The following is a 22,742-nucleotide window of genomic DNA, read 5'->3' on the forward strand; positions in this document are numbered from 1 at the left end:
GGCACGACAGGGCAGCCCTTAGCCTGGTCGCATGAGCGAGTACGAACACCGCACCGTGCTGTTGCGCGGTGGAGAAGTCCACAGCCCCGCCGACCCCTTCGCGACCGCCATGGTGGTGGAGCGCGGCCACGTCGCCTGGGTCGGCTCGGAGGGGGCGGCCGACGCCTTCGCCTCCGGGGTGGACGAGGTGGTCGACCTCGACGGCGCTCTGGTCACCCCGGCGTTCGTCGACGCCCATGTGCACACCACCGCCACCGGTCTCGCGCTGACCGGCCTCGACCTGTCGACCGCCACCTCGCTCGCCGAGGCCGCGGACCGCATCCGGGCCCACGCCGCCGCCCGTCCCGGGGACCGCATCCTGATCGGCCACGGCTGGGACGCCTCGCGCTGGCCCGAGCGACGGGCACCGCGCCGCGACGAGCTCGACGAACTCACCGGCGGCCGCCCGCTGTACCTGACCCGGATCGACGTGCACTCGGCCGTCGTCACCACGGCCCTGCTCGACCAGGTGCCCGGGATCCGCTCGCTCGACGGCTTCCGGGACGGCGAGCCCCTGACCGGGGACGCCCACCACGCCGTCCGCGCCGCCGCCTACGCGGCGATCTCGCCCGCCCAGCGCACCGAGGCCCAGCGCGCCGCCCGCGCCCGGGCCGCCTCCCTCGGGATCGGCACCCTGCACGAGTGCGGCGGACCCGAGATCTCCTCCGAGGCCGACTTCACCGGACTCCTGGACCTCGCCCGGGACGAGGCCGGTCCGCGGCTGGTCGGCTACTGGGCCGACCTCGACGTCGAGCGCGCCCGCGCCCTCGGCGCCGTCGGCGCGGCCGGCGACCTCTTCGCGGACGGCTCGCTCGGCTCGCACACCGCGTGCCTCCACGAGCCCTACGCCGACCACGCCGCCGCGGGGCACACCGGCGTCGCGCACCTCGACGCCGACACCGTCGCCGCCCATGTCGTCGCCTGCACCGAGACCGGGCTCCAGGCCGGCTTCCACGCGATCGGCGACGCCGCCGTCGGCGCCGTCGTCGACGGAGTCCGGGCCGCCGCCGAGAAGCTCGGCCTCGCCCGGATCCGCGCGGCCCGCCACCGCGTCGAGCACGCCGAGATGCTCACCCCCGAGACCGTCGCCGCCTTCGCCGAACTCGGCCTCACCGCGTCCGTCCAGCCCGCTTTCGACGCGGCCTGGGGCGGCGAGGAGGGCATGTACGCGGAACGTCTGGGCGCCGAGCGGGCCCGCACCCTCAACCCGTACGCCGCCCTGCTGCGCGCGGGCGTGCCGCTGGCGTTCGGTTCGGACAGCCCGGTCACCCCGCTCGACCCCTGGGGCACCGTCCGCGCGGCCGCGTTCCACCGCACCCCCGAGCACCGGATCTCCGTCCGTGCCGCCTTCACCGCCCACACGCGGGGCGGCTGGCGGGCGGTCGGCCGCGACGACGCCGGCACCCTCGTGCCCGGCGCCCCGGCCGACTACGCCGTCTGGCGCACGGACGAGCTGGTGGTCCAGGCTCCCGACGACCGGGTCGCCCGCTGGTCGACCGACCCCCGCTCCGGGACGCCCGGCCTGCCGGACCTGACCCCCGGTGCCGACCTGCCGGTGTGCCTGCGCACGGTGGTGTCCGGACAAACCGTGTACGTACGGCCGAACGAGTGACGTAAGGGACCTCCGTACCGCCGATCGATGATCCACCGGCTCGACGGCGACCTGCGGATCCTCCCCGCTGACCAGGCATGATCAGAGGTATCCGCAGGTCAAACGAGTGTTGACAGCGAGCCGCCACCGGCCGGTAGGTTCGGCGGGTCCACCACAGGACGTCCGACCGGTTTCGAACCTCCACGCAGTCGTCGAACGCCGCTGGGTCAAGGGACGGTGTGCCGCACCGGCGCGCCGCACCGGGAACCAGGTTCAGCGCCCGCGCCTCGGGGGCGAGGGAAGGTTTCTCCGGCGGAGGGTGCGACCCGGGTGGGGCCCGGATGTTCAGTAGACAACGGCTCTCGGTCGACCCGCAGCCAGCGGGACCCAGGTCGGCCCGAAGGACCCCGGGCCCCCATCCCGCACCGCTCGTGGGCGTTCCGCGCGACGGCCCCGTATCCTCGACCCGCCCCGCCGGGACCCGAGCTGCCGACCAGGCTCGCTATGGTGGGGGTTCGCGTTGGTATCCGAAGGGGCAGCAGTGAACGACGGTGGCCAGAGGCGTTACGGCCCGCTCGGCAGAGCCTTGGTGATCATTCCGACCTACAACGAGGCGGAGAACATCAAGCCGATCGTCTCGCGTGTACGGGAGGCCGTACCGGAGGCGCACGTCCTCGTCGCCGACGACAACAGCCCCGACGGCACGGGCAAGTTCGCCGACGAGCTCGCCGCCGAGGACGACCACGTCCACGTCCTGCACCGCAAGGGCAAGGAGGGCCTCGGCGCGGCGTACCTGGCCGGCTTCCGCTGGGGCATCGAGAACGGCTACGGCGTCCTCGTCGAGATGGACGCCGACGGCTCCCACCAGCCCGAGGAGCTGCCGCGGCTGCTCACCGCGCTCAAGGGCGCCGACCTGGTCCTCGGCTCCCGCTGGGTGCCCGGCGGCCGGATCGTGAACTGGCCCAAGTCCCGCGAGTTCATCTCGCGCGGCGGCAGCCTCTACTCGCGCGTGATGCTCGACGTGCCGATCCGTGACGTCACCGGCGGCTACCGGGCGTTCCGCAAGGAGACCCTGGAGGGCCTCGGCCTGGACGACGTCGCCTCGGCCGGCTACTGCTTCCAGGTCGACCTGGCCCGCCGCGCGGTCGCGGCCGGCTTCAACGTCGTCGAGGTGCCCATCACCTTCGTGGAGCGCGAGATCGGCGACTCCAAGATGAGCCGCAACATCGTCGTCGAGGCCCTCTGGCGGGTCACCGGCTGGGGCCTCACGGCCCGCGCGAACAAGGTCGGCAAGCTCCTCGGCCGCAGGTCCGGGAGCTGATCCCGCCTTTACGACGTTCTAGCGGGGCGCCAGGCACACTGGGGGTCATGACGACCGGCGCACAGCCTCCCCTCGCCCCCAAGCGCTCCCGCGCGCGCACGTTCCTCCCGCTCGCCCTCGCCGTCTGGCTGGTCCTCGAGATCTGGCTGCTCATCGTGGTGGCGGGCGCGATCGGCGGGCTCGCCGTCTTCGGTCTGCTGGTCGGCGGCGCCGTGCTCGGCGCCGTGGTGATCAAGCGGGCGGGGCGGCGCGCCTTCGGCAACCTCACGCGGACCTTCCAGCAGGCACAGGAGGCGGCGCAGACCGGCGTCGCCCCGTCCGCCGAGCCCGCGGGCGCGGACGACCGCAACGGCTTCCTGATGCTCGGCGGTCTGCTGCTGATGATCCCCGGCCTGATCTCCGACACCGTCGGGCTGCTGCTGCTCGTGCCCCCGGTCCGCTCGTTCCTCGGGCGCCGTACGGAGAAGGCCGTCGAGCGCCGGATGAGCGCCGCGTCGGCGGGCAGCCTGCAGGACGCCTTCCAGCAGGCCCGCATCCACCGCCCGGACGGCAAGATCGTGCCGGGCGAGGTCATCCGCGAGGACGCGTCCTCCGGCCCGCGGGGCCCCGGGGAGTCCCGGCCCCCGCTGACTCCGTGAGCGGCGCCCTGCCGCCTTTCCAGGGGGTGTCCCGGCAGGACGGGGGTGTGGCGCCGGTCTCCGACGTCACGCTCGCGTGCGCCCGGGCCACCCCACGGACGGCGCGCCTCGGCCGCACGACGGACCCCCCACCCCGCACGCACGACGCCGAGGGGCCCGGTACACACGTGGTGTACCGGGCCCCTCGGCGTTGCTCGGGCCGCGCCGTCCGTCAGGCGGACTTGCGGCTGTCGCGCGGGTGGACCGCGATGTTCATGGCGCCGGAACGAAGGACCGCCAGCCTCTCGGCCAGCACCTCCTCCAGCTCCTCGCGGGTGCGCCGCTCCATCAGCATGTCCCAGTGCGTACGCGCCGGCTTGCCCTTCTTCTCTTCGGGGCCGTCCCCGTCAACGAGGAGTGCCTGGCTGCCGCAGACCTTGCACTCCCACTCCGGCGGAATTTCCGCTTCCACCGAGAAGGGCATCTCAAAACGATGGCCCTTCTCGCATGCGTACTCCACGGCCTGGCGCGGGGCCAGATCGATGCCGCGGTCGGTCTCGTAGCTGGTCACCACGAGGCGCGTGCCGCGAAGAGCTCGCTCACTCATGAATCGTGCCTCCCGGGCTTGTCGCCCACAGGACAGGTGTCGCTGTCGTCGTCATCCGGTCAACGTCCGGTCGGCGGTAAAGATTCCCGTTCCGGGTCATGCGTCGCCCGTCGTGCCGCCCCTTGTTCTACCCACCAGTGCCCGGTTTGTCACATCTGGCAGCAGATGTCACCCAGCGTCTTCACTAAGTCAGCACGCAGTAACGGTCCGCCTGGCAGGCCAAAGGCGTACACTACCGGCCTTTCACTTCCGCGTCTAAATCCGTTCAGGAACCGGGTTGCCCGCGGCGGCCACGGCCTCCCGCACCGGGACCCGCGCGAGGAGCACGAAGCCGACGACGAAGAAGATCACCAGAGAGATGATGGCATCCCGATAGCTGCCGGTCAGCTGATACGCGAGACCGAACACCAGTGGCCCCAGCCAGCTCAGGCCGCGGTCGCTCATCTCGTAGGCCGAGAAGTACTCCGCCTCCTTGCCGCGCGGCACCAGATGGGAGAACAGCGACCGCGACAGCGCCTGGCTGCCGCCGAGCACCAGGCCGATCGCCGCCGCCAGGAAGAAGAACGCCACCGGCGCGCCGGCCGGCAGGAAGTACCCCGCGGCCAGGATGAGGGTCCAGACGGCAAGCGACGCCAGGATCGTGCGCTTGGCGCCGTACGACCGTGCCATCCGGCCCATGCCCAGCGCGCCCCCGATCGCCAGGACCTGCACGAGCAGGACCGCGGTGATCAGCGTCGTCTGGTCGAGCCCCAGCTCCTCGGAGCCGAAGACCGACGCCTGCGAGATGACCGTCTGCACCCCGTCGTTGTAGATCAGGTACGCCAGCAGGAAGGACAGCGTCAGCGGATGCCGGCGCATGTCCCGCAGGGTCGCCATCAGCTGGCGCCAGCCGCCCCCCACGCTGCCCTCGGCGTTCGGCGGTATCCGGCGGTCGCGCAGCCGCCGCAGCGGCACCAGGGTGAAGGCTCCCCACCACAGCCCGGCCGAGGCGAGGCAGATCCGCACCGCGGTCCCCTCGGAGAGCCCGAGGCTCTCGTGGCCGGAGTACACGACCAGGTTCAGCACCAGGACCAGGGCGCCCGACGTGTAGCCGAAGGCCCAGCCGCGGGACGAGACGGCGTCGCGCTCGTCCGGCTCGGCGATCTGCGGCAGGTACGCGTTGTACAGCACCATCGAGACCGCCAGCGAGGCGTTCGCGACGATGAGCAGGAACGCGCCCAGCAGATAGCGGTCGCCGTCGAGGAAGAACATGCCCAGGGTGGCCGCCGCGCCGAGATAGGCCGCCGCGGCCAGCAGCGGCTTCTTGCGGCCCGTCCGGTCCGCCGCCGCGCCCACCAGCGGCATCACCAGCACCGCCACCACGATCGAGGCCGAGACGGCGTAGGCGAAGAGCGAACCCGCCCGCACCGGGATGCCCAGGGGGTGGACGAAGCCCTCCGCGTCCGCCGCCGCCCTGGCCACGGACGTGAGGTAGGGGCCGAGGAAGACGGTGACGACGCTCGTCGAGTAGACCGAGCAGGCGAAGTCGTAGAAGTACCAGCCGCGCTGTTCGCGCCGGCGGTCCGCCGGGTCGACGGCGTGCTCCTCCGGCTCTGCGGTGTTGGCGGTCAAAGCGCGGCCCCCTCGGTCGTGCCCATGGCGGGACGCGCGCTCAGACCCACACTCCCCGGTCGGTCAGCACCGCACGCAGCGTCTCCAGATGATCGGTCATGATGCCATCCACCCCCAGGTCGAGGAGAGAGTTCATCCGCTCCGGATCATTGATGGTCCACACATGGACCTGCAGGCCGCGGGCGTGGGCCGCGCGGACGAAGCGGCGGTCGACCACCGGGACACCCGCCTGGCTCTGCGGTACCTGCGCGGCGACGGCCCCCGACCGCAGCGCGGCCGGGATCCCGAAGGAGCGGAGGCGCAGCCCGAGGACGCCGCTCACCCCGTACGAGGTGGCCAGGCGGGGTCCCGCGAGGCGCCGGGCGCGCGCGACCCGGCTCTCGGTGAAGGAGCCCACGCAGATCCGGTCCCAGGCCCCGGTCCTGCGGATCAGCTCGACCAGCGGCAACAGCGAGGACTCGGCCTTGAGGTCGACGTTCCAGCGGGCCTCGGGGAACTCCTCCAGCAGGTCCTCGAAGAGCGGCAGCGGCTCCTTGCCCGCCACCCGGGCCTCGCGCACGGCGTCCCACGGCAGGTCACGTATGCGTCCGGCGGCGTCGGTGACCCGGTCGAGCGTCGCGTCGTGGAAGGCCACGAGGGCCCCGTCCGCGGTCGTGTGGACGTCGGTCTCGAAGTAGCGGTACCCGGCCGCCGCGGCCCGCCGGAAGGCGGCGGCGGTGTTCTCGAGTCCGTCGGCCGAACCCCCGCGGTGGGCGAACGGGATGGGGGCGGGGTGGTCCAGATACGGGTGGCGTACGTCAGTCACGGCCGCAGTATGGCCTGTCCCGGTGCCGCGGAGGCGACCACGGTGCTGCCGCGGTCCTCCTCGGGGACGGCGAACCGGCGCAGGAAGAACTGGGCGAGCGGGCCGATGGTCAGCGCGTACAGCACCGTGCCGACCCCGACCGAGCCGCCCAGCAGGAAGCCGGTGGCGACCACGGCGACCTCGATCGCCGTGCGGACGAGGCGGATCGAGCGGCCGGTGAGGCGGTGCAGACCGGTCATCAGGCCGTCGCGCGGGCCGGGTCCGAAGCGTGCGGCGATGTAGAGGCCGGTGGCCACCCCGTTCAGGACGATGCCGAGCACGAGCAGGGCGATCCGCGCCGCGAGTCCGTGGGCGGCCGGGACCAGGGCGAGCGTGCCGTCCATCGCCAGGCCCACCGCGAAGACGTTCGACACGGTGCCCAGACCCGGCCTCTGGCGGATCGGGATCCACAGCAGCAGGACGACGGCGCCCACGATGATCGACACGACGCCGATGGTCAGTCCGGTCCGCTCGGCGAGACCCTGGTGGAGTACGCCCCACGGCTCCAGGCCCAGTCCTCCGCGCACCAGGAGGGCCGAGCTGACGCCGTACAGCGCCAGCCCGGTGTAGAGCTGCGTGAGCCGGCGGGGCAGACGGCGGCCGGTGAGCCGGCCGCGGAGGCCGGAGGCGATGGACAAAGGAATGCCCCCTGTGTGGTGGGAGTGGACTGACTCATGACACTCTGTGGCGGGGGAAGGCACGCCAACCATGGCCAATTCGACGAAGGTGGACTGATTTCCATGGCTCAGTGGACCTCGGCGGTGGGACCGGCCCAGTTGGCCCGGCAGCTGCAGGCGCAGCAGCCCCGCCCCGCCGGACCGGGCGCCCGCAAGCCGCCCGCCTACCGCGCGCTGGCCGACGGTATCCGGCTGCTCGTCCTGGAGGGCAGGGTCCCGGTCGCCGCCCGGCTCCCCGCCGAACGCGAACTGGCCGTGGCGCTCACCGTCAGCCGTACGACGGTGGCCGCCGCCTACGAGGCGCTGCGCGCGGAGGGCTTCCTGGAGTCGCGGCGCGGGGCCGGCAGCTGGACCGCCGTGCCGGCCGGGAACCCGCTGCCCGCACGCGGGCTGGAACCCCTGCCCCCGGAGTCGCTCGGTTCGATGATCGACCTCGGCTGCGCCGCGCTGCCCGCGCCCGAGCCCTGGCTGACCCGAGGCGTCCAGGGGGCCCTGGAGGAGCTGCCGCCGTACGCCCACACGCACGGGGACTACCCGGCCGGGCTGCCCGCGCTGCGCCAGATGCTCGCCGACCGGTACACCGCGCGCGGCATCCCCACCATGCCCGAGCAGATCATGGTGACCACCGGGGCGATGGGCGCGATCGACGCCATCTGCCATCTCTTCGCGGGGCGCGGCGAGCGGATCGCCGTCGAGTCCCCGTCCTACGCCAACATCCTCCAGCTCATGCGGGAGGCCGGTGCCCGGCTCGTCCCGGTCGCGATGGCCGAGGGCCTCGCGGGCTGGGACCTGAACCGCTGGCGGCAGGTGCTGCGGGACGCGGCCCCGCGGCTGGCGTACGTGGTCGCCGACTTCCACAACCCGACCGGGGCACTGGCCGACGAGGACCAGCGCCGGCAGCTGGTCGACGCGGCCCGTTCGGCGGGCACCGTGCTCGTCGTGGACGAGACCATGTCCGAGCTGTACCTGGAGGACGGGCTGGAGATGCCCCGCCCGGTGTGCGCCTTCGACCCGGCCGGATCGACGGTCCTGACGGTCGGCTCGGCGAGCAAGGCGTTCTGGGCCGGCATGCGGATCGGCTGGGTGCGGGCCGCACCCGACGTGATCCGCTCGCTGGTGGCGGCGCGGGCCTACGCGGACCTCGGCACGCCGGTCCTCGAACAGCTCGGCGTCAACTGGCTGATGCGGACCGGCGGCTGGGACCAGGCCGTCACGATCCGCCGCAGCCAGGCCCGGGAGAACCGGGACGCGCTCGTCGCGGCCGTGCGCGACCGGCTTCCCGAGTGGGAGTTCGACGTGCCGCGCGGCGGCCTGACGCTGTGGGTCCGCACGGGCGGTCTCTCCGGCTCCCGCCTCGCGGAGGTCGGCGAGCGGGTCGGCGTCCGCGTCCCCTCCGGCCCGCGCTTCGGGGTGGACGGCGCCTTCGAGGGCTATGTCCGGCTGCCCTTCACGGTCGGCGGCCCGGTCGCGGAGGAGGCGGCCGCCCGGCTCGCGGCGGCGGCCCGCCTGGTCGAGTCGGGCGCGGCGACGGGCATCGAGCCGCCGCGGGCCTTCGTGGCGTGAGGGGCGAGGGAGCCGGGCGCCCGCCGGGACGCCCGGACCTGGCTCCCGTCGGGGTGTGACGCCGGAGGCCCGGCGCGGACGGTCGTCCGCGCCGGGCCTCCGGCCGTTCCCGCCCGCGCTCAGCCCTCGGCCGGGACCGGCGCGTGCAGGGGCGGCGGGCCGGGGTCGCCGACCGGCGCGGGCGTGCGGGCCGTGTCCGGCGCCAGGGCGGGTGCCGGGTCGGGCGCCGAGCCGGGAACGGGCTCGACCGCCGTTCCCGTGCCGTTCAGCCGCTCCGGCAGGAGTTCCAGCACGGCGAGCCGGTGGGCCTCGCTCGTCGCGTCGTCGTACGGGTCGGGTGTGGCCGGCACTTGGAGACGGAGGGCCGGGCCGGTGCCGAGGCGGGCGTAGCCGCGGCCGGGCGGGACGACCGGGGTCGGCGTGGTGTGCGGCGGGACGCCGAGGACGGAGGCGATCTGCTCCGCGGACGCGGGCCCGAGGGCGACCCGGGCGCGGGTGTGCGTCCACACCGTCTCGGACAGGGCGTCGAGGCCGTCGAACTGCTCGGCCACCACCACCGTGACCTGTGCGGCGCGTCCGTGCCGCAGCGGGACCTGGAGCAGGTCCTGCGGGTCGCTCCGGCCGTCGGCCGCCGCCAGGTGACCGAGCACGCTGGGTCGGTCGAGCAGGATCCACAGCGGGCGCTTGGTGTCCTCGGGGGCCGGGTGGCCCGCCTGGCGGGCCCGGTTCGCCGCGATCAGCCGCCGTTCGGTCTCGTGGGCCGCCCACTCCAGACTCGCCAGCGCGCCCGCCAGACCGCACTCGACGGCCAGGACACCGGCACGGCCGGTGAGGCAGGCGTACTCGCCCGTGCCGCTGCCCTCGACGACGAGGACGTCGCCGTACGGCAGGGCCTGGAGCGCGAGGGAGCGCAGCAGGGAGGTGGTGCCGCTGCCGGGCGGGCCGACGGCCAGCAGGTGCGGCTCGGTGGAACGGGGGCCGGTGCGCCACACGACCGGGGGAGCGTCCTGCGGTCCGTCGGCGGCCAGCACCGGGACCGTGCGCGGCACGGAATCGGCGTCGGTGAAGCCGAGGACGGTCTCGCCGGGCGCGGTCACGAAGCGCTGGGCGGCGATGTCGGTGGGCAGGGCGGGCAGCACGGTCATGACCAGCTTGTTGCCCTCCTCGTCCCACTCGAAGTGGTACTCGCGGCCGCGCCCGGACTTGGCGTGCAGCAGGGCCTCGATGCGGGCCCGCGCGGCGGGCTCGCCGTCCGTGAAGTAGGCGGGGTAGCTGATCCGCAGACGCGTCGGGCGGCCGGCGTCGTCGAAGGCGTGGTCCGCGAAGGCGCCGCTCCAGTCGCCGCCGTGGGAGAACAGGGGGGCCGGGTCCTCGGGGACGGAGAAGTACGGCACCAGAGCCTCGTAGAGGCCCTTGAGCCGTTCGATCTCGGCGTCGTCGGGTCCGGTCTTCACGACCGGGCGCTCCCGCCCCTTCCACGCGGCGGCGCCCATCACCGACACCAGAGCCAGCAGCGGCCCGTACGGCACGAGGGCGACGACGAAGACGCAGGCCGCGACCAGGAACAGCGTGGGACCGCGCCGTTCCTTGGGGGTCGCGGCCCACCTGGCCCGCGCGGTCGCGGCCAGCTTCCGCAGACCACGCGAGATGGTGATCAGCGGATGGAGCACATCGGTGGCGTTGTCGGCGGCCGTGCGCGCGATCTCTCGACTGCGAGCGATCTGGGCGCTGCCGCTGCTCAGGATGCGGGGGAGTGGTCGCCGGGCCACGTCGTACTCCTGGAGTTGTGGAAGGGGCTGTGGAACGTCAGAACTTGATCCCGCCCAAGAGGCTGGCGAGGCTCTGTCCGCCTGCGGTGATGCTCGGGGCGATGGCCGTGCCCGCGAGGTAGAAACCGAAGAGGGCGCTGACGAAGGCGTGCGACGCCTTCATGCCGTCCTTCTTGAAGAACAGGAAGCAGATGATGCCGAGCAGGACGACGCCTGAGATGGACAGGATCATTTGGGGTTCTCCTGGTTGAGGGGACAGTCACCATGAGTCCTTCCAGGTTCACAGCAAGTATCTATGCGACTAAAGGTGCATACGGGTGAAATGCGGGCGATTTCACTTGACTGGCGGACGAAGGGGTGTGGCCCGAGTGGCGAATCGCGCGGAGCGCGCTAGCGCGGCGGTCGGCTCGGTCGAGGCGGACGGGGGCGGAGGGGGTCGGTCCGGTCGGGGCCGGGGGGCGGGGCGGAGCGGTGTGCGGGGGCGGGCTCACACCGGGGCCGCACCGGCTGTGAGGTGGGTGCTCGGCGCGCCGGCGCCCGGGTGTGAGCTGCGGTGATCTTTGCCGTGGACGCGCCGCGTCATGTCGTCCGACGGGCAGTACCCTGTCGATTCACTCGTACGGCCGCGGTCGCGTTGCGCGCGGGTCCACGGCCGTACGCGGCACGAACAGCACCGAACGGAAAGGCGGACACGTCCGATGAGCGAGACCCCCGACCCCGAGGTCGTCGAACTGGCCGGCAAGGTCTTCGACCTGGCGCGCGGAGGCGACGCCGAGGCACTGGCCGCCTATGTCGACGCGGGTGTGCCCGCGAACCTCACCAACGACAAGGGCGACTCCCTCGTCATGCTCGCCGCGTACCACGGGCACGCCGACGCGGTGGCGGCCCTGCTCGCCCGCGGCGCCGACGCGGACCGCGCGAACGACCGCGGACAGACCCCGCTCGCCGGCGCGGTCTTCAAGGGCGAGGACGCCGTGATCCGCGCACTGCTCGCCGGCGGGGCAAATCCGGAAGCGGGGACTCCGTCCGCCGTGGATACTGCTCGGATGTTTGGGAAGGCAGAAGTGCTGGAGCTGTTCGACGCCCGGTGACGTTCCGGGTGAACGTGCACTGAACCCCAGGTGAGAGCGGTGTCGTAAATGTGGTCGCGGTGGCGAAATGGCTGGGTCATCATGACGTCGGGCCCGCACGGGACCACCGACGAGAGGCAGAGGAAGATGGAGCACACCAAGCGAAGGACGACGGGCGGCCCTACATGTTGCTGCGCGGCCTAGGCGATCACCAGTCCCCGGTACTCCCCGGTCGTGTCGACAGCTTGATGTGAGGCATCTTCCATGTTCGATCCAGTCATAGCGCCGAGCGGCACCCTGCTCGGCCTGCTGCAGAGGGGCCGCGGCGACGGCACCCTGCACGCGCTCGCCGCGCCGCGCGCCGAGGCCCTCGCGGCCCTCAACCACTGCGTTCTCAGCGACCCCCGCCACGACTGGCAGGTCGAGAACCGCTCCCTCTACTACGCACGCCTGTACCTCGACCTGCACGGCGGGCTCGACGTCATCGAGACCCACCTCTTCGCGGCCGAGGACCACCTCGACACCGAGGAGAACAGGACCGGGCTCGCGCTCGCCGTCCTGGGGCACCTCGCGTCCTACGGCCGCCCGGACGCCCTGGCGCTGCTCCGGCGGTACGCCGCCACCGGCAGCAACTGGGCCTGGGCGCTCGACGAGCTCGCCCTGCGCGACGACGACGCGGGCCTGCGCTCGCTCGCCGTCCCGGTGCTCGCCCGCTTCCCGGCCACCCCGGAGGGCGACGCCGAACTGGCCTGCGCCGTGCGCGACGCCTTCGAGCCCCGGCCGTGGCGGCTGTGGGCCGAGGACCAGCGCGACGCCGTCGGCACCCGGGTCAGGGCCGCCCAGGAACGGGGCTCCTTCGACCGGTGGCAGCGTCAGATGCGACCCAGCGGGCCCCGGCCCGGCTGGAGCGTCCAGGCCGTCTTCGACTGGGCCCAGGAGGGTCTGGAGCGCGGCACGGTCCTGCACGGACCCGCCGCCCGCTGCCTGAACGCCGTGGCCGGCCCCGACGACCGGCCCGCCATCCTCGACGCGGCCCGCCGAGGCCCGGACGGGGCGCGCTGCGCCGCCCTCCACTACCTGGCCGAGGCCCGCGATCCCGCCGTCCTCGACCTCATCGAGGCCGCGGCGTCCGACGGCTCCCACACCCTCGCCGAAGCGGCCGTCTCGGCCTTCGAGCGGATGTGCGGCGAGGCCGCCGTCGACCGCGCCCGCGGCTGGGTCCACCGGCCCGACGCCCTCGGCGCCGCGGCCGCCGCGGTCCTCGCCTGCCGTGGCGGGGCCCAGGACGCCCAGCTGGTGCTCGGCGCCCTGCGCGAGACCGTCCGGGCCGAGGGGCCCGACGCCACCGCCCTCTACGCCCTGGTCGACGGCACCGGCCGTCTCGGCATCGCCTGCGCCGCTCCCGTGCTGCGGCACGTCTACCGGGAGACCGCCTCGTCCCAGCTGCGCGGCCGGACGGCCCGCGCCCTCGCGGCCACCGACCCCACCTACGCGACGGGATTCGCCGTCGAATGCCTCTGGGACTGCGAGGAGACGACCCGCGAGGTCGCGGCGCTGCACGCCGAGACCGGTGACGTGCGCGTCGCGGAGCGACTGCGCCGTCTCGCCGCGGACCCCGCCGAGGAGGCCGAGGTCCAGACGGCGGTACGCAACCGGATAGGCCCCGACCTGCAGGTCTGAGCCGGCGGGCCGGACCGGGACCCCGTCTCTCCGGGGCCGGTGTGCTCCGGCAGGCCCGGGGCGGTGACGGGAGACGACGGCGAAGCGCCCGGGTACCGGGGCGGCGCGGCCTGCGGCGGGAGACCCCCGCCGAATGTGGCCCCGCCCCGGTGCCGGCGCGAGGCGCGGCCGGGGCTTCCCGAGGGCCGGCCATACCGGAGCTCCGGGGAGGGCCGGGACCTCGCCGCGGCCCGGACCGCGTCCCCGCAGGAGGGTCCGGTCGTCGCAGCCCGTTCTCGTCTCCGCCCGCCCGTCTCAGGCCACGGAGGCCCGCTTCGGATCGACGGGGTCGATCGCATGCTCGTCGAAACGGGCCTCGAGGGCCTCGAGTCCCTTCTCCCGACGGAAGTCCTTCTCCGCTGCGGTGATCGGCAACAGCCACAGGATCCGGGCATGGGCCCCGCCTTCCCACTCGCAGACCTCGAATTCGGGTCCGAAGGGATACGGCAGGCTCACCAGGTAGTGGTCGCAGTCGGAGTCATCGAGCCACGGTCGGCCGATGGGGACGGTGTGTCCGACGTCGAGTCGCTGATGCTCCGGTCCGCAGTGGTAGTACGCGTTGACGGTGACGTTCTCCAGGTTGATCCATTCGTCGCGCGGTGCCGCGAGGAAGAACTCCATGCCGTGGCCGTCGTGCCGGGTCGCCTCCCAGCAGCCCGACGTCACGTACAGCCACCAGCCGCCCGGATGCGCGGGATGAATCCGGAACACCCGGAATCCGGGCACGCGGTCCTCGATGGGTCCGTCCACACCCGGGACCTCATCGATGACGCGACCAGGGAAGGTCCGACGGAGGTGATCGAGAAGAGCGGCGCGTGCTGAGGTGGCCGGCATCCGATCATGATGCCCGAGGCGGCCGCGGCCCATCGGCCGGGGTCGGGTGCCGGCCTCACCATGTCCCCGGAGGCCTCCGTGGCCACAATGGGGGGATGAGCGGGCGCTGGGAGTTCTGGATCGACCGTGGCGGCACCTTCACCGACATCGTGGGCCGACGGCCCGACGGCCGGCTCGTCACCCGCAAGCTCCTCTCCCACGATCCGGCCCGCCCGCAGGACGCCGCCGTCGCGGGCATCCGCCTCCTCCTCGGGCTCGCACCGGACGAACCCGTGCCCGCCGAGCGGATCGACGTCGTCAAGATGGGCACGACCGTCGCCACGAACGCGCTCCTGGAACGGCGGGGCGAGCCGACCGTCCTCCTCGTCACGGAGGGCTTCCGGGACGCCCTGCGCATCGCCTACCAGAACCGGCCCCGGCTCTTCGACCGCCACATCGTGCTCCCGGAGGCCGTCCACGAGCGGGTGATCGAGGTCCCCGAACGCGTCGACGCCCACGGCCGTCTCGTGCGGCCGCTCGACGAGGGCGCCGTCGCCGCCGGGCTCGCGGCCGCGTTCCGCGACGGCTTCCGGTCCGCCGCCGTCGTCCTCCTGCACGGCTACCGGCACCCCGAGCACGAGGTCCGCGTCGCCGCCCTCGCCCGCGCCGCGGGCTTCCCCCAGGTCAGCAGCTCCCACGAGGTCAGCCCGCTCATCAAGCTCGTGCCGCGCGGCGACACCACCGTCGTCGACGCGTACCTCTCGCCGATCCTCCGCCGCTACGTCGACCAGGTGGCCGGCGAACTCGCCGGAGTGCGGCTGATGTTCATGCAGTCCAACGGCGGCCTGCGCGAGGCCGCCCACTTCCGCGGCAAGGACGCGGTCCTGTCCGGTCCGGCCGGCGGCGTCGTCGGCATGGCCCGCACCGCGCAGCGCGCGGGCTTCGACCGCGTCATCGGCTTCGACATGGGCGGCACCTCCACCGACGTGTCGCACTACGCCGGCGCGTTCGAACGCGAACTGGGCACCCAGGTCGCCGGGGTGCGCATGCGGGCCCCCATGATGAGCATCCACACCGTCGCCGCGGGCGGCGGCTCCGTCCTCCACTACGACGGGCGGCGCTACCGCGTCGGCCCGGACTCCGCCGGCGCGGTGCCCGGCCCCGCCTGCTACCGCCGCGACGGGCCGCTGACCGTCACCGACGCCAACGTGATGCTCGGCCGCGTCCAGCCCGACCACTTCCCCGCCGTGTTCGGCCCCCGCGGCGACCAGCCCCTCGACGCCGACGTCGTACGGGAGAGGTTCACCGCGCTCGCCGAGCGGGTCGGCGGCGGACGCACGCCCGAGGAGGTCGCCGCCGGCTTCCTGGAGATCGCCGTCCTCAACATGGCGAACGCCGTCAAGAAGATCTCCGTCGAACGCGGCCACGACGTCACCCGCTACGCCCTCACGAGCTTCGGCGGCGCCGGCGGGCAGCACGCCTGCGCCGTCGCCGACGCGCTCGGCATCGACACCGTCCTCGTGCCCCCGCTCGCCGGCGTCCTGTCCGCGTACGGCATCGGCCTCGCCGACGCCACGGCCATGCGCGAGCAGTCCGTCGAGGCCGAGCTCGACGCCCCCGGCACCCCCGCGCGGGTCGCGGAGCTCTGCGCCGGACTCGCCGACCGGACCCGTGCGGAGCTGCGCGAGGACCGGCTGCCGGACTCGGCGATCAGCACCCGCGCGCGCGTCCTGCTGCGCTACGCCGGCACGGACGCGAGCCTTCCGGTCGATCTCGCCCCGCCCGCGGAGATGACGGCCGCGTTCACCGCGGCCCATCGCGCGCGCTACGCCTTCACCATGGACAAGCCGCTCGTCGTCGAGGCCGTCTCGGTCGAGGCCGTCGGACGCGCCGGGCCGCACGGCCCGGTGGCGGCCGGGCCCGGCGGCCGGCGGGCCGCCCCGGTACCGCGGGCCACCGTCCGCGCCTTCGGCGGCGGGGAGCCCGCGGACACTCCGCTGTACCGGCGCGAGGAGCTGCGCCCGGGCGACACCGTCGACGGGCCGGCGATCCTCGCCGAGGCCGACGCCACCACCGTCGTCGACCCCGGCTGGCGCGCGGAGACCGGCGACGACGGCCGCCTCGTCCTCACCCGCGTCCGGCCCCGCCCGGCCCGGGTCGCCGTCGGAACGGACGTCGACCCCGTCCTGCTGGAGGTCTTCAACAACCTCTTCATGGCGATCGCCGAGCAGATGGGCGTCCGGCTGGAGAACACGGCCCACTCCGTCAACATCAAGGAACGCCTGGACTTCTCCTGCGCCCTGTTCGACGCCGAGGGCAACCTCATCGCCAACGCGCCCCACATCCCGGTCCACCTGGGCTCCATGGGCGAGTCCATCAAGGAGGTGCTGCGCCGGGGCGGCGACCGGCTCCGCCCGGGCGACGTGTACGCGATCAACGACCCGTACCACGGCGGGACCCATCTGCCCGACGTCACGGTGGTGACACCGGTCCACGACGACGCGGGGGAGAAGCTCCTCTTCCTCGTCGCCTCCCGAGGCCACCACGCCGAGATCGGCGGCATCACCCCCGGCTCCATGCCCGCCTTCAGCCGGACCGTCCACGAGGAGGGCGTCCTCTTCGACGACTGGCTGCTGGTCCGCGACGGCCGGCTGCGCGAGGACGAGACCCGGGCCCTGCTCACCGGCGCGCCGTACCCCTCCCGCGACCCGGACACCAACCTCGCCGACCTGCGCGCCCAGATCGCCGCCAACGAGAAGGGCATCGAGGAACTGCGCCGCATGGTCGACCAGTTCGGCCTCGACGTGGTCCACGCCTACATGCGGCACGTGCGGGCCAACGCCGAGGAGTCCGTCCGCCGGATCGTCGGCGGGCTGCGGGACGGCGCGTACCGCTACGAGACCGACGACGGAGCCGTGATCCAGGTCGCCGTCCGGGTCGACCGCGAACGGCGTTCCGCCGTCATCGACTTCGCCGGCACGTCCCCGCAGCGGCCCGGCAACACCAACGCGCCGACGTCCGTGGTCATGGCCGCCGTCCTGTACGTCTTCCGGACCCTCGTCGACGAGGACATCCCCCTCAACAGCGGCTGCCTCGAACCACTGGAGGTCCGCGTCCCGCCCGGCTCGATGCTCGCCCCCGTCCATCCCGCCGCGACCGTCGCGGGCAACGTGGAGACCTCCCAGGCCGTCACCGGCGCCCTCTACGCCGCTCTCGGCGTCCAGGCCGAGGGCTCGGGCACGATGAACAACGTGACGTTCGGCAACGCCCGCGTCCAGTACTACGAGACGGTCGCGAGCGGCTCCGGCGCGGGGGACGGCTTCGACGGCGCCGACGCCGTCCAGACCCACATGACCAACTCCCGGCTCACCGACCCCGAGATCCTGGAATGGCGCCACCCGGTCCGGGTCGACGCCTTCACCGTCCGCGAGGGAAGCGGCGGCCGCGGCCGGTGGTGCGGCGGCGACGGCGTCGAACGCCGCCTCCGTTTCCTGGAGCCGATGACCGTGGCCCTGCTGACCGGCCACCGCCGGGTGCCGCCGTACGGGATGGCCGGCGGCGAGCCGGGCGCCCTCGGCGACAACCGCGTGGAGCGCGCCGACGGCACCGTCGACCGGCTGCGGGGCGCCGACACCACCGACGTCGGCCCGGACGACGTGCTCGTGCTGCGCACCCCCGGCGGCGGAGGATACGGCCCGCCCCGAACGACCGCCGGGGAGTCGGCCCCGGGAGGCGGCTGCGCACCCCCCGAGGCGTGACCCGGGCCCTGCGCCCCGGCCGGTACGGCTGCCCCCGCGCCGGCCGCCGGCCGCTCAGCGGACCGGGACGAACCGCACGATCGTGCCCGGGACCGCCTGGGCAGCGGCCGACAGGTCCGCTTCCCGGACGACGGCCACCACCGGATAGCCGCCCGTCGTCGGATGGTCCGCGAGGAAGACCACCGGACGGCCGTCCGGCGGCACCTGGACGGCGCCCAGGACCATGCCCTCGCTGGGGAGTTCGCCGGGGACGGCCCGCTCCAGGGGCGGGCCCTCGGTCCGCAGCCCGATGCGGTTGCCCGCCGCGGAGACCCGGTAGGCGCGCGTGGCGAGGGTGCGCAGCGCGCCCGGCGTGAACCAGTCGTCGCGGGGGCCGAGCCGGACCCGCAGGACGAGTTCGTCCGGCGGGCCCGGCCAGGGGGGAGTGTCGACCGACCTCCGTGCGGCCGTGTCCCCTCCCAGCGGCAGCACCGCCCCGTCCGCCAGCGGTTCCGGGCCGAGCCCGGACAGCAGGTCGGTGGAGCGGCTGCCGAGTACCGGTTCGACGGCGATCCCGCCGCCGAACGCCAGGTACGAGCGCAGGCCGCGCACGGCCGCGCCGACGGTGAGGAGCGCACCGGCCCCGACCCGCACGGACGTCCCCCACGCGGCCGGACGGCCGTCGACGGTGACCGGGCACGGCGCCCCGCCCACCGCGACCGTCACCGGGCAGCGGGGCCGCACGGCGCATCCGTCGACCGTGGTCTCCAGGACCGCCGCGTCCTGCGGGTTGCCGACGAGCCGGTTCACCAGCCGCGCGGCCCCCGGGTCCAGCGCGCCCGAGCGGGGCACGCCCAGATGGGCGTACCGCGTCCGTCCCTGGTCCTGCACGGTGGTCAGCGCCCCGGCCCGTACGACCGCGAGAGCACGATCGCTCATCGGCCCGCCGCCACGAAGCGCACCCGGGTGCCCGGAGCGAGGAGCGCGGCCGGTTCGCGGGACGCGTCCCAGAGCACGGCGTCCGTCGAGCCGATCAACCGCCAACCGCCGGGCGACGACCGCGGGTACACACCCGTGTACGGTCCCGCGAGCGCCACCGAACCGGCGGGCACGGAGGTACGGGGCGTGGCCCGCCGCGGCACCTCGTACCCCGCGCCGAGGCCCGTCAGGTACCCGAACCCCGGCGCGAACCCGCAGAAGGCGACCCGGAACTCGGCGGACGAGTGGATCCGGACCGCGGTCTCCACGGACACCCCCCACAGGCCGGCGACCTCGGCCAGGTCGGGACCGTCGTACCGGACCCGCACCTCGACCGCCTTCTCCACGCGCGCCCGGAGCGGCGGAACGGTCCACTCCCGCAGCTGCCCGGCCAGCAGGTCCGGCGCCTCCACACCGTCGAGCAGCACCGTGCGCGCGGCCGGCACGATCTCCCGTACGGCGGGCAGCGCGCCCGCCTCCCGGCGGCGCAGCAGCTCGGCGTGGAAGGCCTCGGTCTCGGCACCGCTCGTCAGCTCCACGAGCAACGCCCGCTCGCCGACCCGAAACACCCGGCGCGCCTTCATACGAACGCCTCCACCCGGATCCCGGTGGCCTCCAGCTGCGCCCGGACGCGCCGGGCCAGCCCGACCGCGCCCGGGGTGTCGCCGTGCAGGCAGAGGGAACGGGCCCGCACCGCGACCGTCCCACCGCAGTGCGAGGTGACGACCCCGAACCGGGCCATCGACACCGAACGCTCCACCACCCGCGCCGGATCGGTGACGACGGCACCCTCCTGCCCCCGTGGCAGCAGGGTGCCCTCCGCGGTGTACGCCCGGTCGCCGAACGCCTCCGCCACGACCGGCAGCCCGGCCTTCCCGGCGGCGGCGTGCAGCCGGGAGCCCGGCAGGCCGAGCACCGGAAGCAGCTCGCCGCCGCCGCCGAGGAGCACTCCCTCGGCGACCGCAGCGGCCTGCTCCTCGTCGTGGACGACCCGGTTGTAGAGCGCGCCGTGCGGCTTGACGTAGGAGACCCGGGAGCCCGCCGCGCGGGCGAAGACCTCCAGCGCGCCGATCTGGTAGGCCACTTCGGCGGCCAGTTCGTCCGCCGGAACGTCCATCGAGCGCCGGCCGAAGCCGGCCAGGTCGCGGTACGAGACCTGGGCGCCGATCCGCACCCCGCGGGCCGCGGCCAGTGCGCACACGCGGCGCATGGTGGCCGCGTCCCCGGCGTGGAAGCCGCAGGCCACGTTGGCGCTGGTGACTACGGAGAGCAGTTGCTCGTCGTCGGTCAGCGTCCAGCGGCCGAAGCCCTCGCCGAGGTCGGCGTTGAGGTCGATCGCGGCCTGGATCATGGGTCGTTCCCTTCTTCCCCGGTGGTGCGGGTGGTGGCCCGCCGGTGGTGCGGGTGGTGCGGATCGTGCGACGCGGGGCGTTCCGGCGCCGTGCTCCCCCGGGAACGGCCCCGCGCGGCCGGGTCTTCTCCCGCCCGGTCGGACGGGGCCCGGGCACGCGCGCGTCCGTCCGTCCGGGGGTCGGGAACGGTCCTGGTGCTCATGCCAGTTCCCTCCCCCGTGTCTCGGGGAGGCCGAGCAGCGCGACCACGGCGAGCGCGTAGCCCACGGCGCCGAAGACCAGCGCGCCGCCGACGCCCCAGCTCTCGGCGAGGAAGCCGACGAGCGTCGGGAAGACGGCGCCGACCGCACGCCCGGTGTTGTACGTGAACCCCTGTCCCGTGCCCCGTACCGCCGTCGGGTACAGCTCGGCGAGGAAGGAGCCGAAGCCGCTGAAGATCGCCGACATGCAGAAGCCGAGCGGGAAGCCCAGGAAGAGGATCAGGGTGTTCGCCCCGGCGGGAATGTGCGTGTAGACGAGGATGCACACCGCGGACAGCACGGCGAACAGCGCGATGTTCTTCTTCCGGCCGAGCAGGTCGGTGAGATGGCCTCCGGCCAGATAGCCGAGGAAGGCCCCGGAGATCAGGAAGGTCAGGTAGCCGCCGGTGCCGACCACGGTCAGCCCCCGCTCGGTCTTCAGGAAGGTCGGCACCCAGGTGGCGAGGGTGTAGTAGCCGCCCTGGACACCCGTCGACAGCAGCACCGCGAAGAGGGTGGTGCGCAGCAGCGGGGGTGTGAAGACGGTGGAGAAGGAGCCCCGTCCGGCGGCGGTGCGGCGCACCTCGGCGGCCTGCGGGGCGTCCTCGACGTTGCGCCGGACGTAGACGACCAGGAGCGCGGGCAGGGCTCCCGTCCAGAACATGACCCGCCAGGCGGTGTCCGCGTCGACGAACCGGAAGACCAGCGTGTAGACGATCACCGCGAGCGCCCAGCCGGCCGCCCAGGCGCTCTGGACGCCTCCGAGCGTACGGCCGCGGTGCTTCGCCGACGCGTACTCGGCGACCAGGATCGCGCCGACCGCCCACTCGCCGCCGAAGCCCAGTCCCTGGAGGGCGCGGAGGACCAGCAGGGTCTCGTAGTTCGGCGCGAACCCGCAGAGCACGGTGAAGAGCGCGTAGGTGGCGACCGTGATCATCAGGGCCTTCACCCGTCCGATGCGGTCGGCCAGGACGCCGGCCAGTGCGCCGCCGATCGCCGAGACGACGAGGGTGACGGTGGTCAGCAGCCCGGTCTGGCCCTTGTCGAGGCCGAAGTAGGCCGCGATCGCCACCATCGACAGCGGCAGCGTGAAGAAGTCGTAGGAGTCGAGGGCGTATCCGCCGAAGGCGCCCGCGAAGGCGCGCCGGCCGCGGGGCCCGAGGGCGCGCAGCCAGGCGAACACACCCGTGTCGAGGGCCTGTTCGCCGTGAGTCTGCTGGTGGTTCCGCTGGGGGGTCTGCTCGTGGGGCTGGGTCCTGCTCAATCTGCACCTCGCAGAGGGGAAGGAGCGTGCCTGAGTGACGTACCGAAGAACCGTGCGGTGTCGTCAACGTAGAGGATTGTTGAACGATCCGACAAGAGGCATGTTGTCTCGTCCTCGTTTCTGCGATTGACTCGGCCGCGGACGACGGAGGGAAACGGATCATCGTGGGCGGAATCGACGAACTGGCCGACGATCGGGCGCTGCTGGGGCGTACGAGCACGGCGGAGCGGGTGGCCGACATCCTGCGCACCCGGATCGCCGAGGGGTTCTTCCCGCCGGGCACCCGCCTGTCGGAGGACAGCATCGGCGGCGCGCTCGGAGTGTCGCGCAACACACTGCGCGAGGCGTTCCGGCTGCTCACGCACGAGCGGCTGCTCGTCCACGAGCTCAACCGGGGCGTCTTCGTCCGGGTGCTGGCCGTCGAGGACGTCGCCGACCTCTACCGCACCAGGCGCCTCGTCGAGTGCGCCGTCGTGCGCGGTCTGGAGGAGCCGCCGTTCGCGCTGGAGGGCCTCGTCGAGGCGGTCCGGGAGGGCGAGGAGGCGGCCGGCGCGGCGGACTGGAAGGGCGTCTCCACCGCCAACATCCACTTCCACCGCGAACTGGTCGCCCTGGCCGGCAGTGCCCGCACGGACGAGCTGATGCGGGGCGTCCTCGCCGAACTCCGACTCGCCTTCCACACCGTGGACGACCCCCGCGGACTGCACGAGCCCTATCTCGTGCGCAACCGGGAGATCCTGGACGCGCTGCGTTCCGGTGACCGGACGACGGCCGAGCGGCTGCTGGCGCGCTACCTCGACGACTCGCGCGCCCGGATCGTCGAGGTGTACGCCCGGGCGGTCGAGGAGCCGGACCAGCCGAGAGGCTGAGGGCGGCGGGGCACGGTCGGGGAGCGGGGGCGCGGGCCGGACGATCTGGTTCCGGGGTGCGT

General features: G+C 73.8%; 19 protein-coding genes. 8 read left to right on the forward strand and 11 right to left on the reverse strand.

All coding sequences use genetic code 11. The annotated features are described in order from the left end of the window. Positions 1-31: 31 nt before the first annotated feature. The 3 genes from ACE1OA_RS29220 to fxsA all read left to right on the forward strand — a co-directional run bounded on the left by ACE1OA_RS29220 (position 32) and on the right by fxsA (position 3,589). A complete protein-coding gene (locus ACE1OA_RS29220; protein ID WP_356600778.1) occupies positions 32-1,651 on the forward strand; it encodes an amidohydrolase in 1,620 nt (539 codons plus the stop codon). A 520-nt stretch (positions 1,652-2,171) separates the two neighbouring features. Next, positions 2,172-2,951 (forward strand): polyprenol monophosphomannose synthase, encoded by a 780-nt coding sequence (locus ACE1OA_RS29225; RefSeq protein WP_356600776.1) that lies wholly within the window; start codon positions 2,172-2,174, stop codon positions 2,949-2,951. 47 nt (positions 2,952-2,998) lie between these two features. Beyond that, positions 2,999-3,589: an FxsA family membrane protein gene (fxsA, locus tag ACE1OA_RS29230; protein WP_386543697.1), complete on the forward strand. Its 591-nt coding sequence runs from the start codon at positions 2,999-3,001 to the stop codon at positions 3,587-3,589. A 211-nt stretch (positions 3,590-3,800) separates the two neighbouring features. Here fxsA and ACE1OA_RS29235 read toward each other — a convergent pair whose 3' ends face one another. From ACE1OA_RS29235 to ACE1OA_RS29250, 4 genes are all read right to left on the reverse strand, one after another. Then, positions 3,801-4,175 carry an RNA polymerase-binding protein RbpA gene (locus ACE1OA_RS29235; protein WP_026278069.1) on the reverse strand — a complete coding sequence of 125 codons (375 nt, stop codon included), beginning with the start codon at positions 4,173-4,175 and terminating at the stop codon, positions 3,801-3,803. A gap of 255 nt (positions 4,176-4,430) precedes the next feature. Continuing rightward, positions 4,431-5,786, reverse strand: a complete 1,356-nt coding sequence (locus ACE1OA_RS29240; protein ID WP_356600772.1) for an MFS transporter — start codon at positions 5,784-5,786, stop codon at positions 4,431-4,433. Between the two features lie 40 nt (positions 5,787-5,826). After that, entirely contained in the window at positions 5,827-6,591 is a 765-nt protein-coding gene (locus tag ACE1OA_RS29245; protein WP_386543695.1) for a glycerophosphodiester phosphodiesterase, read from the reverse strand. Beyond that, the gene (locus ACE1OA_RS29250) at positions 6,588-7,268 is read right to left on the reverse strand and encodes a YczE/YyaS/YitT family protein (protein WP_356600770.1); all 681 of its coding nucleotides are present in this window, start codon (positions 7,266-7,268) and stop codon (positions 6,588-6,590) included. Before ACE1OA_RS29250 ends, ACE1OA_RS29245 begins: the two co-directional genes overlap by 4 nt. A gap of 102 nt (positions 7,269-7,370) precedes the next feature. Between ACE1OA_RS29250 and ACE1OA_RS29255 the strand changes: the two genes are divergently transcribed. Next, complete coding sequence (locus ACE1OA_RS29255) at positions 7,371-8,870, forward strand: PLP-dependent aminotransferase family protein (protein ID WP_356600768.1); 1,500 nt, start codon at positions 7,371-7,373, stop codon at positions 8,868-8,870. A gap of 119 nt (positions 8,871-8,989) precedes the next feature. Here ACE1OA_RS29255 and ACE1OA_RS29260 read toward each other — a convergent pair whose 3' ends face one another. Next, positions 8,990-10,639 carry a hypothetical protein gene (locus tag ACE1OA_RS29260; protein ID WP_356778089.1) on the reverse strand — a complete coding sequence of 550 codons (1,650 nt, stop codon included), beginning with the start codon at positions 10,637-10,639 and terminating at the stop codon, positions 8,990-8,992. Positions 10,640-10,676: 37 nt separating this feature from the next. Beyond that, positions 10,677-10,871 (reverse strand): hypothetical protein, encoded by a 195-nt coding sequence (locus ACE1OA_RS29265; protein ID WP_147976179.1) that lies wholly within the window; start codon positions 10,869-10,871, stop codon positions 10,677-10,679. A gap of 466 nt (positions 10,872-11,337) precedes the next feature. On the opposite strand from ACE1OA_RS29265, the gene ACE1OA_RS29270 reads away from it, so the two are divergent. Together ACE1OA_RS29270 and ACE1OA_RS29275 are read left to right on the forward strand one after the other, a co-directional pair. Beyond that, on the forward strand, positions 11,338-11,730 hold the full coding sequence (locus ACE1OA_RS29270) for an ankyrin repeat domain-containing protein (RefSeq protein ID WP_356778087.1): 393 nt from the start codon (positions 11,338-11,340) through the stop codon (positions 11,728-11,730). Between the two features lie 243 nt (positions 11,731-11,973). Next, the gene (locus ACE1OA_RS29275) at positions 11,974-13,389 is read left to right on the forward strand and encodes a HEAT repeat domain-containing protein (RefSeq protein ID WP_361312072.1); all 1,416 of its coding nucleotides are present in this window, start codon (positions 11,974-11,976) and stop codon (positions 13,387-13,389) included. Positions 13,390-13,683: 294 nt separating this feature from the next. Here ACE1OA_RS29275 and ACE1OA_RS29280 read toward each other — a convergent pair whose 3' ends face one another. Continuing rightward, positions 13,684-14,178, reverse strand: a complete 495-nt coding sequence (locus ACE1OA_RS29280) for a suppressor of fused domain protein (RefSeq protein WP_386543476.1) — start codon at positions 14,176-14,178, stop codon at positions 13,684-13,686. 179 nt (positions 14,179-14,357) lie between these two features. Here ACE1OA_RS29280 and ACE1OA_RS29285 point away from each other — a divergent pair, with 179 nt between their 5' ends. Further along, positions 14,358-17,999, forward strand: a complete 3,642-nt coding sequence (locus tag ACE1OA_RS29285) for a hydantoinase B/oxoprolinase family protein (RefSeq protein ID WP_432753611.1) — start codon at positions 14,358-14,360, stop codon at positions 17,997-17,999. Positions 18,000-18,053: 54 nt separating this feature from the next. Here ACE1OA_RS29285 and ACE1OA_RS29290 read toward each other — a convergent pair whose 3' ends face one another. The 4 genes from ACE1OA_RS29290 to ACE1OA_RS29305 all read right to left on the reverse strand — a co-directional run bounded on the left by ACE1OA_RS29290 (position 18,054) and on the right by ACE1OA_RS29305 (position 21,730). Further along, the gene (locus ACE1OA_RS29290) at positions 18,054-18,917 is read right to left on the reverse strand and encodes a biotin-dependent carboxyltransferase family protein (RefSeq protein WP_432753612.1); all 864 of its coding nucleotides are present in this window, start codon (positions 18,915-18,917) and stop codon (positions 18,054-18,056) included. Then, positions 18,914-19,540 carry a 5-oxoprolinase subunit B family protein gene (locus tag ACE1OA_RS29295; protein WP_384870779.1) on the reverse strand — a complete coding sequence of 209 codons (627 nt, stop codon included), beginning with the start codon at positions 19,538-19,540 and terminating at the stop codon, positions 18,914-18,916. Before ACE1OA_RS29295 ends, ACE1OA_RS29290 begins: the two co-directional genes overlap by 4 nt. Beyond that, positions 19,537-20,307: a LamB/YcsF family protein gene (locus tag ACE1OA_RS29300; RefSeq protein WP_432753613.1), complete on the reverse strand. Its 771-nt coding sequence runs from the start codon at positions 20,305-20,307 to the stop codon at positions 19,537-19,539. Before ACE1OA_RS29300 ends, ACE1OA_RS29295 begins: the two co-directional genes overlap by 4 nt. A 199-nt stretch (positions 20,308-20,506) precedes the next feature. Next, on the reverse strand, positions 20,507-21,730 hold the full coding sequence (locus ACE1OA_RS29305) for an MFS transporter (protein ID WP_432754106.1): 1,224 nt from the start codon (positions 21,728-21,730) through the stop codon (positions 20,507-20,509). Positions 21,731-21,975: 245 nt separating this feature from the next. Between ACE1OA_RS29305 and ACE1OA_RS29310 the strand changes: the two genes are divergently transcribed. Next, complete coding sequence (locus ACE1OA_RS29310; RefSeq protein WP_384870775.1) at positions 21,976-22,680, forward strand: GntR family transcriptional regulator; 705 nt, start codon at positions 21,976-21,978, stop codon at positions 22,678-22,680. The last annotated feature ends 62 nt before the right edge of the window (positions 22,681-22,742 follow it).

The sequence above is a fragment of the Streptomyces sp. JL2001 genome (assembly GCF_050917515.1).
GTDB lineage: Bacteria > Actinomycetota > Actinomycetes > Streptomycetales > Streptomycetaceae > Streptomyces.